13 protein-coding genes are annotated in these 14,533 nt (G+C 62.2%); 7 read left to right on the top strand and 6 right to left on the bottom strand.

What is annotated here, in order from left to right; translation table 11 throughout:
- Positions 1–714 precede the first annotated feature (714 nt).
- Complete coding sequence (locus CI41S_RS24605; protein ID WP_172628168.1) at positions 715–1,926, bottom strand: tyrosine-type recombinase/integrase; 1,212 nt, start codon at positions 1,924–1,926, stop codon at positions 715–717.
- 48 nt (positions 1,927–1,974) lie between these two features.
- On the opposite strand from CI41S_RS24605, the gene CI41S_RS43650 reads away from it, so the two are divergent.
- On the top strand, positions 1,975–2,286 hold the full coding sequence (locus tag CI41S_RS43650) for a hypothetical protein (RefSeq protein ID WP_172628167.1): 312 nt from the start codon (positions 1,975–1,977) through the stop codon (positions 2,284–2,286).
- Here CI41S_RS43650 and tnpC read toward each other — a convergent pair.
- Complete coding sequence (tnpC, locus tag CI41S_RS24600) at positions 2,204–5,053, bottom strand: IS66 family transposase (protein WP_244626696.1); 2,850 nt, start codon at positions 5,051–5,053, stop codon at positions 2,204–2,206. The two genes, CI41S_RS43650 and tnpC, sit on opposite strands and share 83 nt — an antisense overlap.
- Here tnpC and CI41S_RS44605 point away from each other — a divergent pair.
- Positions 4,970–5,461: a hypothetical protein gene (locus CI41S_RS44605; RefSeq protein ID WP_244626701.1), complete on the top strand. Its 492-nt coding sequence runs from the start codon at positions 4,970–4,972 to the stop codon at positions 5,459–5,461. The genes tnpC and CI41S_RS44605 overlap by 84 nt on opposite strands.
- Before the next feature lie 14 nt (positions 5,462–5,475).
- Here CI41S_RS44605 and CI41S_RS24590 read toward each other — a convergent pair whose 3' ends face one another.
- Positions 5,476–5,757 carry a hypothetical protein gene (locus CI41S_RS24590; protein WP_244626682.1) on the bottom strand — a complete coding sequence of 94 codons (282 nt, stop codon included), beginning with the start codon at positions 5,755–5,757 and terminating at the stop codon, positions 5,476–5,478.
- Between the two features lie 332 nt (positions 5,758–6,089).
- Between CI41S_RS24590 and CI41S_RS24585 the strand changes: the two genes are divergently transcribed.
- Entirely contained in the window at positions 6,090–7,673 is a 1,584-nt protein-coding gene (locus CI41S_RS24585) for a hypothetical protein (RefSeq protein WP_139861922.1), read from the top strand.
- Between the two features lie 37 nt (positions 7,674–7,710).
- Here the strand turns inward: CI41S_RS24585 and CI41S_RS24580 are convergent, their stop codons facing one another.
- The 3 genes from CI41S_RS24580 to CI41S_RS24570 all read right to left on the bottom strand — a co-directional run bounded on the left by CI41S_RS24580 (position 7,711) and on the right by CI41S_RS24570 (position 11,042).
- Entirely contained in the window at positions 7,711–8,142 is a 432-nt protein-coding gene (locus CI41S_RS24580) for a hypothetical protein (RefSeq protein WP_139861921.1), read from the bottom strand.
- Between the two features lie 79 nt (positions 8,143–8,221).
- Positions 8,222–8,593, bottom strand: coding sequence for a hypothetical protein (locus CI41S_RS24575; protein WP_139861920.1), 372 nt, complete (start codon positions 8,591–8,593; stop codon positions 8,222–8,224).
- 262 nt (positions 8,594–8,855) lie between these two features.
- A complete protein-coding gene (locus tag CI41S_RS24570) occupies positions 8,856–11,042 on the bottom strand; it encodes a beta strand repeat-containing protein (protein WP_139861919.1) in 2,187 nt (728 codons plus the stop codon).
- A 289-nt stretch (positions 11,043–11,331) separates the two neighbouring features.
- Here CI41S_RS24570 and CI41S_RS24565 point away from each other — a divergent pair, with 289 nt between their 5' ends.
- From CI41S_RS24565 to CI41S_RS24550, 4 genes are all read left to right on the top strand, one after another.
- Complete coding sequence (locus CI41S_RS24565) at positions 11,332–12,117, top strand: type III pantothenate kinase (RefSeq protein WP_139861918.1); 786 nt, start codon at positions 11,332–11,334, stop codon at positions 12,115–12,117.
- Between the two features lie 243 nt (positions 12,118–12,360).
- Entirely contained in the window at positions 12,361–13,623 is a 1,263-nt protein-coding gene (locus tag CI41S_RS24560; protein ID WP_139861917.1) for a pilus assembly protein TadG-related protein, read from the top strand.
- A 26-nt stretch (positions 13,624–13,649) separates the two neighbouring features.
- The gene (locus CI41S_RS24555) at positions 13,650–14,141 is read left to right on the top strand and encodes a TadE/TadG family type IV pilus assembly protein (protein WP_139861916.1); all 492 of its coding nucleotides are present in this window, start codon (positions 13,650–13,652) and stop codon (positions 14,139–14,141) included.
- Positions 14,138–14,524 (top strand): TadE/TadG family type IV pilus assembly protein, encoded by a 387-nt coding sequence (locus tag CI41S_RS24550; protein ID WP_139861915.1) that lies wholly within the window; start codon positions 14,138–14,140, stop codon positions 14,522–14,524. Before CI41S_RS24555 ends, CI41S_RS24550 begins: the two co-directional genes overlap by 4 nt.
- Positions 14,525–14,533 lie beyond the last annotated feature (9 nt).

Here is a 14,533-nt window from a genome sequence, read left to right as displayed (position 1 = left end):
CGAGCGTCCGCCGGTGCACAGTCAGGAACAGCTCGTTGCGACTTCCTAAATCGCTGTGGGCGACTGATGATCAGGACCTCGTTTACCGTGGCGGTAACTAACGTCGAGCGTGCTCCCGGGGCCAGACCAACACGTTTTCCAAGAACTTGCGGCTTTCGTCTGCGGTCGACCATTCAGTAGTGCTAGGCGCTAGCCGCTTGGCTGGGGGTGGGGCTGGTTACCGTGGCGGTAAGGGCCGTAGTTCGGGGCATAGCGATAGATGGGGGCGGGTCGCTGCCCTGCATGATGCCGGGTGGATGGCTTACGAGGTCGATCATCGTTCGCCACCTTTGCCTGGCGGCGTCAATAGATCGCCAAGCCCGTAGCGAACCAGGCGCCCGAATTTTACGAACGGTGGCCATTGGCCTTTCGAGCGTCTCACGGAGAGGGCTGATTCGGTCAGGCGGGTGACGAGCGATGTTTCTGCCGGCGTCAGCAAGGCGTTTGCCGGAAGGCGATAGATCTCTTGCAGGGCGCGCGGAGCCAGTCTGGGGCGCTTTGCTTCTCTGGACGACTTAGGGGAATTTGTGTCTACCATCATGGATCACCTCCACGACGGCTAGTGCAAGCTCTAGGTGGTTGCGGTTTCGTTTACGCGGGATTTCGGCAACACGTCGTTGCGGGGCTCCTCGGATTCTTTCGGAAGAGATGCGCAGCGAAAAATCGCCGCTCTACTTAACCATCACGCGGGCTCGCTGTGGTGAGCGAAGCAACGGCCTCGCTGAGCGCCTGACGTGCGTCTTCGCCTGCTAGTCGCACGTAGGCTCGTGCGGAGGCGATGCTCCGATGCCCAAGCCCGGTCGCGATAACATGGGGGCTCGCGCCGGTTCTGGCCATTGCGGTGCCGACCGAGCGTCGGATGTCATGAATACGAAGATTTTTTATTTCAGCCCGACGCAGCACTCGCGCCCACGCCTTTGGCAGGCCCACCAGATGGCCAGCCCCGATAGCACTCGGGAACACCCAAGGCTCGCCGGCCGCGCGCTCCAACTGCTGCTGAAGCAGCTTGACGGCCGGCTCCGTGAGCGGAATCGGGGTGGCCGTCTTGTTCTTCGCGACCTCTGCCGGTATCGTCCAGATGGCAGCTCCAAGATCGATATCCTCCCAGCGCAAGCTGAGGACGCTCCCGCGGCGGGCTCCGGTGAACATCAACATCAGGAAGACGCTGACCCAGGGCTCTCGCTCCGCCTCGATCGCCTTCATGAGGTTTTCGAGTTCATCGGATTTCAGAACGCGGGACCGCGATGTCTCCTGGAACCGGATCAGACCTCTCGCCGGATTGACGGCCAGCCGGTCTGATCGAACGGCAAAGTTTAGAAGGGCCGACAAAAATGCGGCAACGCGATTGGCAGCAATCGGGCGGTCGGCTCCAATTCGATCAATCAGCCCTTGGCAATCGCTGCGGGAAAGCTCTGCCAGGGCCTTCTTGCCAAGTGCCGGGCTCACCTCGGTCTCCCAGCGCTGTTTGTCTCGGCGCCAAGTCCGATTGCGTTGTTTCAAATGAGAGAGATAAGCGGGCCACAGATCGGACAGTTTGGCCTTTCGCGCGCGCGCGGCCTTCCGCAAAGCCACCGGATTGTCGCCTTTGGCGATTTCTCCGGCGATCGTTCGCGCGGCTTGACGCGCGTCATCAAGTCTAAGACCGGGGTAGCGACCCAGCGTAATCCGCTGGGTTGTGCCGTTGATCTTTTTGACGACAACGAACGAGCGCCCGCCAGTCGACGCAACACGGATGGCAAGCGAGGGCGTGACGGTGTCGTAAACGTAGGCTAAGCTTACCCGTGGCTTTACGAGGTTCGCGATGCGCTGCTCCGTCAGCTTCAGGCGCGTGGTCGGAGTGCGTTTGGATGGTGACGGCAACCTGGTTAACGACAACGCGGTACTCATATGGGCAACTCGATTTTGCAACCCCATTGCAACCGGGAAAGCGAATGAATGAAAACTCTGGCAAATGAGTTGAAGAAAAATCGCAGCGCTTTCAAGTGCAGCAATGTCACGACATCGAGAGATAACGAAGGCAGTGAGACTGAAAATCGCAGTGTCGGTGGTTCGATTCCGCCCCTGGGCACCATCATCCCCCATGTGACCGTAGCCGGCAATCTCTCCGCCAATTTCGGTGACAGTGCACTAATTGGCGACAAAGCGAATGCGGCCGTTGACGGCGTCATTCCGGAGCGTCAGTTGAATGCACTGTCACCGAAATTCCACCTGCTTCGGGTGGTGAAAGGGCGACGTTTCGCTCCCTGATTCTCTTCCAATGGGGCGGTTCGAAGCCGGGCGGATACAGGTCGAGATCTCGACGACCGGGCGACGATGCGCCCGAGGCGAAGGCGTCAATGTCCTTCTGCCTCGAAAGCAGGAATTGCCAGAAATTGACAGCCTTGTACCGGCAGGTTTGGAACAAGCTCAAGAGAACTAGGTAATCTCTCAGTCCCTTCTCGCGGGTCAGAGGCGCGGTGTCGTCACGAAAATATGCGAATCGTCTGATCGCGTTCTCGGCCGCATTGTTGTTCCAGGGCACACCATCATATTCGATGAACGTGAAGAGCCGCTCCCGATTCTTGAGCAGTCGCGTTCTGAGGGCTTGCGCGGGTTCGGACAAAAGATTTTGATCCGCAAGTACCCGGAAGAACTCGGCCACCGGATTCGCATGCCTTCGCAGGTGGCGTCGCCTCAGACCATGCTCGTCGACGGTGGCGACGATCGATCGTAACAACGTGGCGAAGCCACTTACAATCGACTGAAGCTCGGTGTCAAACGGATGGGTGAGCACTTCTTGGTTCAGGTCGCGGATGAGGTGGATGAGACATTTCTGCTGTGGACACGCTAGCGCATCGTAGGCAGCGTAGAAGTCGGAGACGAGGACGCCCGTAAACCCTCCGAGCATTTCCTTGAGGAACGCGCCCTCACGATTGGGCCGGTACAGGTAGACGACTTCGGTGATGCTCGCGAGCGCCCAGACGTACCCCGTGCCAGTGCGGAGCGTTACCTCCGTCTCGTCGGCGTGCAGCAGCGGTCCCGAGGTCAGACGCTTCAGGATGGCGCGATACGTCGGGCGGTAGTAGCGCGCCAGCAGCGAGCGGAACATGAGGAGTTCTGCCGGAGAGAGCTTCACGCCGAAGAAATCCCGGAAGATTTCCAGGATCGCGCCGAAGCTCACGCGATGGGCGACCGACAGGTAGATTACCCAGCACATGAGGGCATGGGAATGGCTCGCGACGCGTTCGTACCGTAACGGCGCGAACTGATGGCCGCACTTTCGGCACCAATACATAGTCGCACGGCAGTCGACCACCCGCCGCTTTAGACTTGATTGCGTGACTCGCAAGTCGAAGGTGCGCTTCTGGCGCGGTATCGTTCCAAGGTGGCGATCGGGCTTAGCAATGGGGTCGATCTCGCAGGCGCCACACTTGGGGCATCGAGACGCCGTGATGCGCACAAGCTTGCTTCTGCGTAGCTTGCGGTTCTTGCTGGCGTCTTTGTCCCGGTAGCGACGGCGGAGTTTTGCGTCCCCGCGGACGTGGACGCGCTGGCGCTGGTAGTCGAAATGTGCGCACTTATTGACGAACGCCAAGTCCGGGTTATCGAACGTCGTCCACGGCAACGTATACCGGGCCTTGTCGAGTTCGGCGACTGACGTGATCTTCAGCTCGCCTGCCGGACCGGCTGCGATATCTTGAGTTCGATCTTGCGGTCGGCTGGCGTATCTCAGGAAGGCGATTACTGCCGCGAGCGCGCCGCAGTCGTCGAGATTGTACTGGAGCAGCTTCTCCTTCCACTCGGCGTCTCGATCGCGTTCCCAATGCAAGCGCCACGCAACGCTTTGCATACCAGATGCGCGCTCGTCATGCCACCTGCATCCGAGCGCCGTCCCGATTTCCTTCAGACCGTTCGTATAGGTCGGGAAGTAGAAGTGTGCGTATACGAACGCCAGCGCGTTCACGAGCCGGTCGAGGATCCGGTCGACCGGCTTCTTGCGTGGAGCGCCCGCGCGCATTCGCTTTATGAAGGCATGCTCGTAGGCACCGTAGGCGAAAATGAGCGCCTCTGGGTGTGCGGCCAGCAATGCTACCAGCTGGTCAAAGATCCGCCGCTCTTCGGTCTTGCAGTCCGCCCAGAACGAATGACGCTCCTCGTTCTCGCCGCGCCGGACGATCGCGCCAATGAGGTACACGAACTGCTCATCGGGTTTTCCCTCGACGTCGAGGAATATCTCAGTCGGGCTAGCGGGCAACTCCGGTTTGCCGAGGACATACACGGTCCGGTCCCGGATCGCGAGGGCCTGAAGGCCATACTGGCGTCGACGCATCGGCTGCGTTCGCTTGCCGGGCCGCCGCGGCCTGAACGTGTGGGACAGCTGCGTAAGCGTGAAGATCCCCCGGTGCGCATAGCGCCGCTGTTCTTTTTCCCCCAGACCCCGCAGGAGCGTGAGATTGTCGTCCTTTATCGCCTTCGCGCGACACTCGGCCTGAAACTCGCACACCGCGCAGTGATCGTTGAGACGGAGTGGCGGCGCGGCGTCACCGCGCTGCATGCGCACAAGGTCCCGAACCGCGTCTTCACCGGAACGTGCCGACGAGCCGAATGGAACGCTCGTTGCATAGCACGGGTCGCCTTGGTAGATCACGCCGCGAGACGGAGCGCGTTTCTGCACCCGCGCGATCAACGCGCCGAGGGAGGCCAGCATCAGTCGATGCCAGCGGTGAACGTTCCGTGCTTCCGAGAAGAGTACTGGAACATAGTGAAAGGGGCCGAGGTCGGAGTGACCCTCAACCCGCTTCAAGGCATCGAACTGGATATGGAACGTGTCATCGCGTATCTCGGCTCCAAGGACGAACGAGGTGCCTTGCCGAAGGTCGGTCCGCGAGACGTTTAGCCCGCCGATGCAGCCTTCCCCGTGGCGTTCGCGCAGCGCTTCGGCGATCGCTAGGTGCCGTTCGCGGCGGAGCTTCATAACAATATCCTCATATTCCGATCGGACGCCCTCTCGGCCGGCAAGGCGAAGTTGCGCCAAGTACTTGCAGTGGAGGTAACCTTCGAGAACCAAGCGTGTGACCTGTCCAGTAGCCATGACTACCTCCTCGCTCAGGGCCGTTCGGCCCACGATTATCGGGCGAACGGAACGCTCCGGCAGCGGGCTCGCACCGGCGCGATCGCAGAAAAGACCAACTGCTCCACGAGAATGGCTATTTTGTTCTGCGCTTTCCTTGCAGACGTCGGAAAAAGGCTCGACTTCGTGTTGGATGCAATCGAGGAAACGCGGTGGCAGAGCACACCAATTGGCGGGAGCCGAGCGCAACTGCTGAGTGACGCGGTGCGGATGATCGGAGACAACGAGACGAGCAACGCGCGCCGCACGGTGCGATATCGGGCGTTGATTGAACGCACTGTCGCCGAAAATTCCGGATTGATGCTCGCTTAGTCCGCTCCGTCCCATCAATCCGTGACGCTGATCTCGTTGTCCTCGCACCAGCGGCGCAGCGCCTGTTCGGTCGCCTTGTTCTCGAAATCATACCACCGATCAAGCGCGCGCCGGCGGATCAGCAGGGCCTTGAATTTCTGATAGGCGCCGCGCTTGCTGAAGATGTAGCGAATCTCGTCGAAGTCGCCGGGGAGAAATTCCCGCGCGAAGTCCAGGACCAGCGGCTTGCCCAGGTCGAGCTCTCGCTTGTCGGGAACAGCGATGTATTTCTCATCGTCCTCGACGTCATCAGGCAACTCGTCGTAGAACTCGGCGAAATCTGCGGCGTCGGTATGACAGTAGATCTTGCCCGTCCGTCTGCATACAAACGCCTGATACTCCCCGATAGGGAATTACGGTGACAGTGCTGGACTGCACCCCTTGGGAATTACGGTGACAGTGCACTAATTGGCGACAAGCGAATGCAGCCGTTGACGGCGTGATATCGGGCGTCAATTGAATGCACTGTCACCGACATTCTGACAGGATGCATCTGCTGGCGCCCGTCGCAATTTGCGGTGGATTCTCTGATTTTGGGTCAGTCAGGCGCGTCCGTTCGAGGTAGCCTCTTTCATGGAGTATCCTGCCCATGAGAAGAGCCCACGCCAAAGCGTCTGCCACTGACCAGCACGCGAGGAAGATCGCGGCGGCCATTGCCAAGGGCCGGCCACCCGCGTTCTCGCCCGATCTCGATCGATATCTGGACGAATCCCCGGGCGAGATTTTCGCCGCCTTCGATGCGGCGTCTCGCCATATGCCTCCGATGGGCACGGACGCGTCCCTTGCCTTCGGATATCTCTTCCTGCTCCAGGCGCTGCTCGAGCGCCTGCGGTACCAGACCGATCGGGGTTACACGGATGCCGCCGAACTGATCGCAACGTTCCAGGCAGAGGTCGCTGCGCGAGCCGAGGCGGGACAGATCGACGAACAGATGCTCGTTTATGTTGGAGGAGCCCTGCATCAGGCGAGCATTCCGGCGTCGCCGGAGTTCGCCGCCGCTTCGGCGAAGCAACATGCCGACTATCAAGGTGAACTGCCCGCCGATGTCGGCGATGCTCTGCAAGGTCTGCTGCAAGCCTGTGATGGCGATCCGTTCGCGCTTGTTGGCTCGCTCGCGGAATTTGGTCATGCCATGCCCGAGCAGGCACGGGGCGCTTTGGGCTGCGGACTTGCAATCGGCGCGCTAGCGGAGACGCGTCCGGCCGCCGTCCTGTTTCTGCTGGATTCCAGCCCCGTTGTTCGCCGCGCGGTGGCGGGTGCGCTTTCCCAGGTCGCCGCGTCGTTGTCGGCGGTGGACCTTCGCCGATTGGTCACCATGCGCAACTGGCGACCGGAGGGCGAACGCGCCGAACTCGACACCATCATTCGCAGCGCCCGGACCGCGGGCGTTACCTGCGCGCAATGGGAGGCCGGCGCCGCTCAGGAGATTCTGGCCACCGCAATCGACGGTGCTGCAACGCAGTCATTTCTGCTGGTCTCGCCGGCCGGACGCAAGAAGCGCGTCTCGTCGATCTTGACGAAGGGCCACGTCGCGGACGCCTGGAGCGGCGAACCGGAAACAAAGCGCCAGATCGAGGTTGCGATAGCGGCCGCCAGCATGGACCTGCCGATGCGGACAGTATCCCGATCGTACCTCGACCGCATGCTCTCGCACGGTCTGTCGCTCACGACGGATCGAGGCGGCGCAGCCCCGCTCGGCTTGCTGCAGGTCGCCGAGACGATCGGCGGCGCCGACTGGCAACCCGCGCGCATCGATTTCTGCGCGGCCCTCTCAGAGCTGACCGCCGACCTCCCGAAGATGGCGCATCATCCGAAGGCCGTCGCGGAAGTGCTGCGTTACCGCGGCGGATTTGCCGGCCTCGATGTCATCGAACAATCCTGGTTCGAGGACGATCCGGAACTGCTGGAGCTGGTGACGCGCGGACAGCGCCGCGGTCGCGCGAAGCTTGCCAGCTATCTGTTGCAGAGCTTCATCGCCCGCCGCCGCGACCAGTGGGCCGAATTGCTGCTGCGGACGGCCCTGTGGATGCGCGAAGCGCCTGCTGAAGCCGATCTGGCCTGGCCCGAGCTGACGATCATTGCTCAGGCGATTGCCGACGGAGCGGACCTGTCCGAGATCGGGCTGATGCGCGATGTCGCAGAGCGCACGATCGCCGTGCTGGCCGGCGACTGATCGTAACCTCGTCCCGGCGCACCGCTCCAGGCATCCGTCAATCCGTGACGCTTATCTCGTTGTCCTTGCACCAGTCGCGCAGCGCGCGCTCGGTCGCCTTGTTCTCGAAATCGTGCCATCGATCTAGCGCATGGCGGCGGACGAGCAGGGCCTTGAATTTCTGATAGGCGCCGCGCTTGCTGAAGATGGCGCGAATCTCGTCGAAGTCGCCGGGCAGAAATTCCCGCGCGAAGTCCAGGACCAGCGGCTTGCCGAGATCGAGCTCTCGCTTGTCGGGAACAGCGATGTATTTCTCATTGTCCTCGACGTCATCGGGCAGCTCGTCGTAGAACTCGGCGAAATCTTCAGCGTCGGTATGACAGTAGATCTTGCCCGTCCGTCGGCACACGAACGCCTGATAATCCCCGATAGAGTTTATCATGCTCACAAGCTCAAATGTGTCGAGCAGTTCTGTGAAGCTGACTGGCATGCGGAGTACTTTCGATACCTTTAGATGAGCCTCTCGGACGGCCTGTGTGCCCGATGCGACAGGGCCGTGCAAGTGAGGCTCATTCGGGTTCCTGATGCACCGGCTTGTCCGCGGGGTCTTCGACCTGAGCGGCCGCAGCCCCGTGCAGGCCTCGTAGCCGGATCACGATCTCGATGACGTCAACGTCGATTTTCAGGAGATCGACATCGCGGGTGGTTTCGCGCACCTCCTGGCCCTTGCGCGCGAGCTCCTCCGATACATCGACCGCCATCCTGCGTTCGGTCACGTTACCCGTGCCGTTGACAAAGGCCTTCGCTCGCATCCATTCCAGCCGCGCGCGCTGCGTATCGCGCGCGAGCTTACCCTCGGCGTATCGGCGTCGTGCGCCGGCATAGGCGCGGATCAACGCCTGATCGGATATGCTCCACAGGTCTTCGATCGACATTTCCATGCAATGAAAGTCCGGACTTGTCTCAGATCATCGCACCACGGCCGTTTAGGCACACGACCAGTGTGCCCCGGGCCGGAAGATTTTCAAGTCTGACGCGAGCCGTTGGCGCGACAATGTCTGCGATTTCCGAGTCAGCGGCTTAAGGAACCGGGGCCGCGGCGCCTTCAACACCGGGGATCTTGACCGCGCGATTGCCGACTATGGCGAAGCGGTCAAGCTCCGGCGGGAGAGGCTCAACACTGAGTCTCTCCCTCCGTGCGTTTCAGAACAGGAAATCTCCGGCATCGAGCTGCCCAAGCTGGACCCCCTTGAGCAGGACGGCATCGCCACCGGGGATGCCGACCACGACGCCGCCGGTGACGCTGGTGAGTGCCAGCGCGCCGAAGTTGAGGCCGCGCCCAGTCAGATCGATGACGTCGTGCTCGGCCGTGATGGCATTGTCGGCGTTGAAGTCGTTGATCGTGTCGAAGCCGTTGCCCGCCGTGCGATAGTTGTAGGTGTCGTTGCCGCCGGCGCCTGTGAAGGTATCGTCTCCCGCCGCGCCGGTGAATATATTGTTGAGGGTGTTGCCCGTACCGTCGTGCGAAGTGCCGCCGACGAAGGTCAGCTTTTCGACATTGGCCGGGAGAGTATAGGAGGCCAGGAAGGTCTGCACCTCGTCGGCACCTTGAAATATCAATTCAAACACCGTGTCGGCATTCGATTGCACGGCGTAGATGTCGTCGCCGTTCCCGCCCTGAAGGGTGTTGAGGCCGGAGCCGTCGATCAGGGTGTCGTTACCCGCGCCGCCGACCAGATAGTCATTGCCGGTGCCGCCGATGATCAGATTGTTCAGCTCGTTGCCGATGCCGATGAAATCGTTGCTGCCGGTATGGGTGAGATTTTCGACATTCGACACCAGGATCAGAAACCCGAGGCCGGTCTGCACCAGGTCGGTGCCTTCATTTGCGAATTCGGTGATCGAATCCCCCACCGCCTGCACGACATAGGTGTCGTTGCCGGTGCCGCCCTGCATCGTGTTGGCCGCGCCGGCCCCGTCGATCAGCGTATCGTTGCCGTCGCCGCCGACCAGGGTGTCGGCGCCGCCGCCGCCGTTCAGCGTGTTGTTGCCGGAATCGCCGATGATGGTGTCATCGTTATCAGATCCGATGATGTTTTCGATGCTGAAAAACGTGTCGGTTTGGCCATAGCCGTTCAGGCCCTGGCCGCTCGACAGATTCACCGATATTGCTCCCGGCGCCGCCGAATAGTCGGCGGTATCGCTGCCGGCCCCGCCATTCAGGACATTGGTGCCGCCCAGGCCGGACAGAACATCGTTGCCGCTGCCGCCCTGGATGGTGTTGTCGAGCTCGTTGCCGATGCCGGTGAAGCTTTGGTTGCCGGAATATTTCAGGTCCTCGATGTTTGCAGCGAGCGTGAAGCTGGTGAGGGTGGTCAGCACCCTGTCGTGGCCTTCGCCAGCGAATTCGATCAGATTGTCACCGGCCGCCTCGACGACGTAGGTGTCGTCGCCGGTGCCGCCCTGCAAGGCATCCGGCGCGCTGCCGCCATCGTAGAGCGTATCGTTGCCATCGAGTCCGATCAGATAGTCGCTGCCCTGGCCGCCCTGGATCCAGTTGTCGCCGGCATTGCCTATGCCGGTGAAATTTTGCGTGCCCGAATGGAACAGGTTCTCGACGTTCGCCGAGAGCGTATAGCTGGAGGAGCTGGCGAAGACGGCGTCGTTGCCCTTGCCGGACAACTCGGTGATGGTGTCGGTGGCCTTGTTGACGAAGTAGATGTCGTCGCCGCTGCCGCCCGCCAGGGTGTTGGCGCCGCTTCCTCCCTTCAAGATATCGTTGCCGGTGCCGCCAAATGCAACGATCGACACCGCGGCGAAGGTCGCATCGAAAGTGTCGTTGCCCGAGCCGCCGTCGAAGTAAACGTCTTGAATGCTGGTCGCCGCGAGATTGGGCAACACAAAATTATCGTTCGTCGAAAAGTAGTGATAGGTCATATCGACATAGGAGCCTTCGCTGAAGGTCGCTGGCGCGTCAGCGGCGCCCCCGAAGATCTGCAAGTGCTCGATCGATTGAAGGTCGGTTCGTTGGAATGATATCTCTCCGGAGCCGAGCAGAAGTGCGGAGTGGTAGGAATAGTAGTACACATAAGAATCGAAAACAGCATGGCCGGTGACGGGATCGAATTCGATCCGCGCTCTTTCTGTGCTCCAACCGTAATAGGGTCCAAGAACGTGATAAAGCGTTTCATAATAAGGAATGCTGACCTGGAACGTGTCGCTGCCGTCGCCGCCGTCCACGGTATCTGCACCGTCGCCGCGCGACCAGACGAACAGGTCGTCGCCGCCGAGACCGTTGAGGATGTCGTTGCCCTTCAGCCCGGTAATCGTGTCGTCGTCCGGGGTGCCGTTGAGGGTTTCGGGATTATCCGTTCCCGTAACGATCGCCATGAAAATGCCCTTCCAGAAAATGTGACCCGTGTCGCAATGGAAGACCGGGGCATGGTTGTTGATTACTGAAAATCGTATGCTCTACTCGAGGCTGTACCTTAGTCTTGAAGCCGAGGATTATGCAATCGGGTGCGCGCCGGAAATTCCGCAAAACTCCCCGGACGCGTCGCCGCGCCTTGGCTCTGTTCGAGCGCGCCATGTTCGCGCGAAACCGCTTCACACCGTTCCGGATCATGCTCTAGGCTGAGCAGGAAGCGGCGCGCCGCGCCCCGTCACAAAGGACCGACCGATGCTGCTGGCGATCGATCAGGGCAACACCAACAGCGTGTTTGCGGTTCACGACGGCGAGCACTGGGTCGCGCAATGGCGCTCGGCGACCGCGACCAGCCGCACGGCGGACGAATATGCGGTGTGGCTCGCGCAGCTGATGGCGATGCACAAGCTCGATCTCGGCATGCTCAAGGCTTGCGTGATCGCCAGTGTGGTGCCGCAGGCGATCTTCAACCTGCGCAACCTGTCGCGCCGCTATCTGCACGTCGAGCCGCTGATCGTCGGCGAGAATGCCGAGCTCGGCATTCCCGTGCGCACCCTGAAACCGGCGGAGGTCGGCTCGGACCGCCTGGTCAATGCGCTCGGCGCGCTGGCGCTCCATGCGCCGCCGCTGATCATCGTCGACAGCGGCACCGCCATCAAGCTCGACGTGATCGGCAGCGACGGCGCCTTCGAGGGCGGCGTGATTGCGCCCGGCGTGCACCTGTCGATGGAGGCGCTGCATGCCGCCGCGGCAAAGCTGCCGCGGATCGCGCTGCAGCGGCCGCGGCGCGTGATCGGCAACGACACCGTCAGCGCGATCCAGTCGGGCGTGTTCTGGGGCCATGTCGCGCTGATCGAGGGCATGATCGCGCGCATCAAGGCCGAACGGAATGAAGCGATGACTGTGATCGCGACCGGCGGCGTCGCCTCGCTGTTCCACGACGCGACCCAGGCGATCGATCATTTCGACCCCGATCTGACCATTCGGGGCTTGCTCGAGGTGCACCGGCGCAATGCGGCTGCCCCGACCGGCCGGGGCTAGTCGACCGTCGCCGGGGCGCACCGCTCGCGCGCAGCCATTCGAACGCGGCAGCTCGACCAGCGATCGCCCCGGCCTGCCGCAGCCGCCAATTCCTAACGAAGCGTTACACGCCGGCCCCGAATTTCGTTGCTCGAGCGAAGTTGACGTTAAATCGGCGCGCTCATGATCGCCCGTCCAGGCAATCGGATGCTTGAGGGCAGCATGATCTCCTCTGCGGGATTGGAAGCCGGAATACCCTCGCGAATGAGGTTGCAAGTCAGACCGGTGGTCGTTGCGTGGCGCGCGCACCTGCGCCGCTTTGCGCGCGACGAATCCGGCAGCTATGCCATCCTGGTCGCCTTGCTGCTGCCCGTCCTGGTCGGTGCGGCGGGCCTCGGCACCGAGGTCGCCTGGTGGTTCTACAAGCACAAGAACATGATGAGCGCGGCCGATTCGGCCGCCGTCAGCGCCGCCACCGCCGGCACCAATCTGTTGACCGAAGCCAACGCCATCACGGCGTTCTACGGCTATGCCAACGGCGTCGACAACGTCACCGTCGCGGTCAACCAGCCGCCCGCCACCGGAAGCTTCGCCAGCGGCACGCTGGCCGTCGAAGTCATCATCACCCAGCCGCAACAGCGGCTGTTGTCGGCGCTGTTCGGCTCCGGGACGGTGCCGATCACGGCGCGCGCCGTCGCGCTCGGCAATGTCGGGACCGGCTGCGTGCTGGCCCTCGACCCCACCGCCAGTCCGGCGGCGTCCGTGAAGGGCAGCGCCCAGGTCAATCTGATCAACTGTAACCTCTATGACAATTCCAGCGGCGGCCCGGCGCTCGCCGTCACCGGCACGTCCACGGTCAACGCGCGGATGGTCGCCGTGGTCGGCGGCGTCACCGGCACGAGCAACATCACCACCACCGCCGGCATCCGCACCGGCGTGCGGCCCACGCCCGATCCCTACGCCAACGTCACGCCGACGATGCCCAGCCATTGCGACTACTCGAACAAGTTCAACGTGAAGGGGACGACGGCGCTCAGCCCGGGAAGCTATTGCGGCGACATCTCGGTGAACGCCGGCGCCACGCTGACGCTCGATCCCGGAATCTATTATCTCAAGGGCAGCAACCTGTCGGTGGCCGGCAATGCCACCATCACCGGCACCGGCGTCACCCTGGTGTTCACCGGCTCGGGCAGCAGCTGGAGCTCGGCGAACATCGGCAGCAACGCCAATGTCATGCTGACCGCGCCCACCAGCGGGGTCACCGCCGGCATTGCCATGTATGGCGACCGCAACATGCCGGTCGGCACCACGTTCAACCTCACCGGCGGCGGCACGCAGAACCTCGCCGGCGCGATCTATCTGCCCAAGGGCGATTTGAGCTTCAGCGGCGGCAACGGCACCAGCACCACTTGCACCCAGATCATTGCCGATACGATTACCTTTGTTGGAAATTCGAATGTTCAGGTCAACTGCGCGGCGATGGGCGGTAGCCCCATCGGCACGGCAACCGCGCAGCTCGTCGAGTAAGCCGAAGCATCAGCATGGAGGCGGACATGACAGGTGGAGAATGCCTTGCGCGAAGGCGTGACAAGTCACGCCGCATCTTCGGGCGGTTCAGGAAGGACCGGCGCGGCGCCGCCGCGGTCGAATTCGGCGTGCTGGTGCCGCTGCTGGCGCTGATGGCGGTTTCGGTGACCGACCTCGGCCTTGCGATCTACCGCAAGATGCAGGTGGAGAACGCGGCCCAGGCCGGGGTCGAATATGCCATCGCGCACGGATTTGATGTCACTGCGATTACCGCGGCGGTGGTCAATGCGACCAACAACCCGGTGATCACCGCCACCCCGGCGCCGACCAAATATTGCGGCTGCGCGACGTCGTCCGGGGTCAGCAGCGCGACATGCGGGAGCACCTGTCCGGGAGGCCGGCCGGCGGGCACATACACCACCGTGTCGGCGCAGGCGAATTACTGGACTATCATCAACTATCAGGTGGTGCCGGCCAGCTATGCCTTCAGCATGCAGTCGAAGGTGCGGCTGCAATGAGCCGCGCCGCTGCATTCTGGGGCGATCGCCGCGGCGCGTCCGCGCTCGAATTCGGCCTGATCGCGCCGCTGTTCTTTGCCTTCTTGTTCGGCATCGTCGAAATGGGCCTGCTGCTGTGGACCCAGGCCGGGATGCAGCATGGTGCCGCGCTGGCCGCGCGCTGCGCCACGGTGAACGCCACGCTGTGTCCGACCGGCAATCCGGGCATGATTACCGCGTATGCGAGCCAGAAGGCCTTCGGCCTCAATCTGCCCGCGTCGACCTTTGCCTATTCCACGCCGGCCTGCGGCAACCAGGTGACCGCGAGCTATCAGTTCCAGTTTCCGCAGATCCTCAATCTGGCGCCGCTCACGCTGACGGCGGCGTCCTGCTTTCCTGCCTGACAGGCAACG

The organism is Bradyrhizobium ivorense (assembly GCF_900696085.1).
Classification (GTDB): Bacteria; Pseudomonadota; Alphaproteobacteria; order Rhizobiales; family Xanthobacteraceae; genus Bradyrhizobium; species Bradyrhizobium ivorense.
Note: the sequence above shows the minus strand (reverse complement) of the source record. Positions and strands in the feature narration are given on the sequence as shown.

Bases quoted from the DNA above. Each gene is read 5' to 3' on its own strand.
- CI41S_RS24580 (WP_139861921.1), bottom strand. From the start codon at position 8,142: ATGCCAGTCAGCTTCACAGAACTGCTCGACACATTTGAGCTTGTGAGC.
- CI41S_RS24560 (WP_139861917.1), top strand. From the start codon at position 12,361: ATGAGGTTGCAAGTCAGACCGGTGGTCGTTGCGTGGCGCGCGCACCTG.
- CI41S_RS24550 (WP_139861915.1), top strand. From the start codon at position 14,138: ATGAGCCGCGCCGCTGCATTCTGGGGCGATCGCCGCGGCGCGTCCGCG.
- CI41S_RS24570 (WP_139861919.1), bottom strand. From the start codon at position 11,042: ATGGCGATCGTTACGGGAACGGATAATCCCGAAACCCTCAACGGCACC.
- CI41S_RS43650 (WP_172628167.1), top strand. From the start codon at position 1,975: ATGAAAACTCTGGCAAATGAGTTGAAGAAAAATCGCAGCGCTTTCAAG.
- CI41S_RS24575 (WP_139861920.1), bottom strand. From the start codon at position 8,593: ATGGAAATGTCGATCGAAGACCTGTGGAGCATATCCGATCAGGCGTTG.
- CI41S_RS24565 (WP_139861918.1), top strand. From the start codon at position 11,332: ATGCTGCTGGCGATCGATCAGGGCAACACCAACAGCGTGTTTGCGGTT.
- CI41S_RS24585 (WP_139861922.1), top strand. From the start codon at position 6,090: ATGAGAAGAGCCCACGCCAAAGCGTCTGCCACTGACCAGCACGCGAGG.
- CI41S_RS24555 (WP_139861916.1), top strand. From the start codon at position 13,650: ATGACAGGTGGAGAATGCCTTGCGCGAAGGCGTGACAAGTCACGCCGC.
- CI41S_RS24605 (WP_172628168.1), bottom strand. From the start codon at position 1,926: ATGAGTACCGCGTTGTCGTTAACCAGGTTGCCGTCACCATCCAAACGC.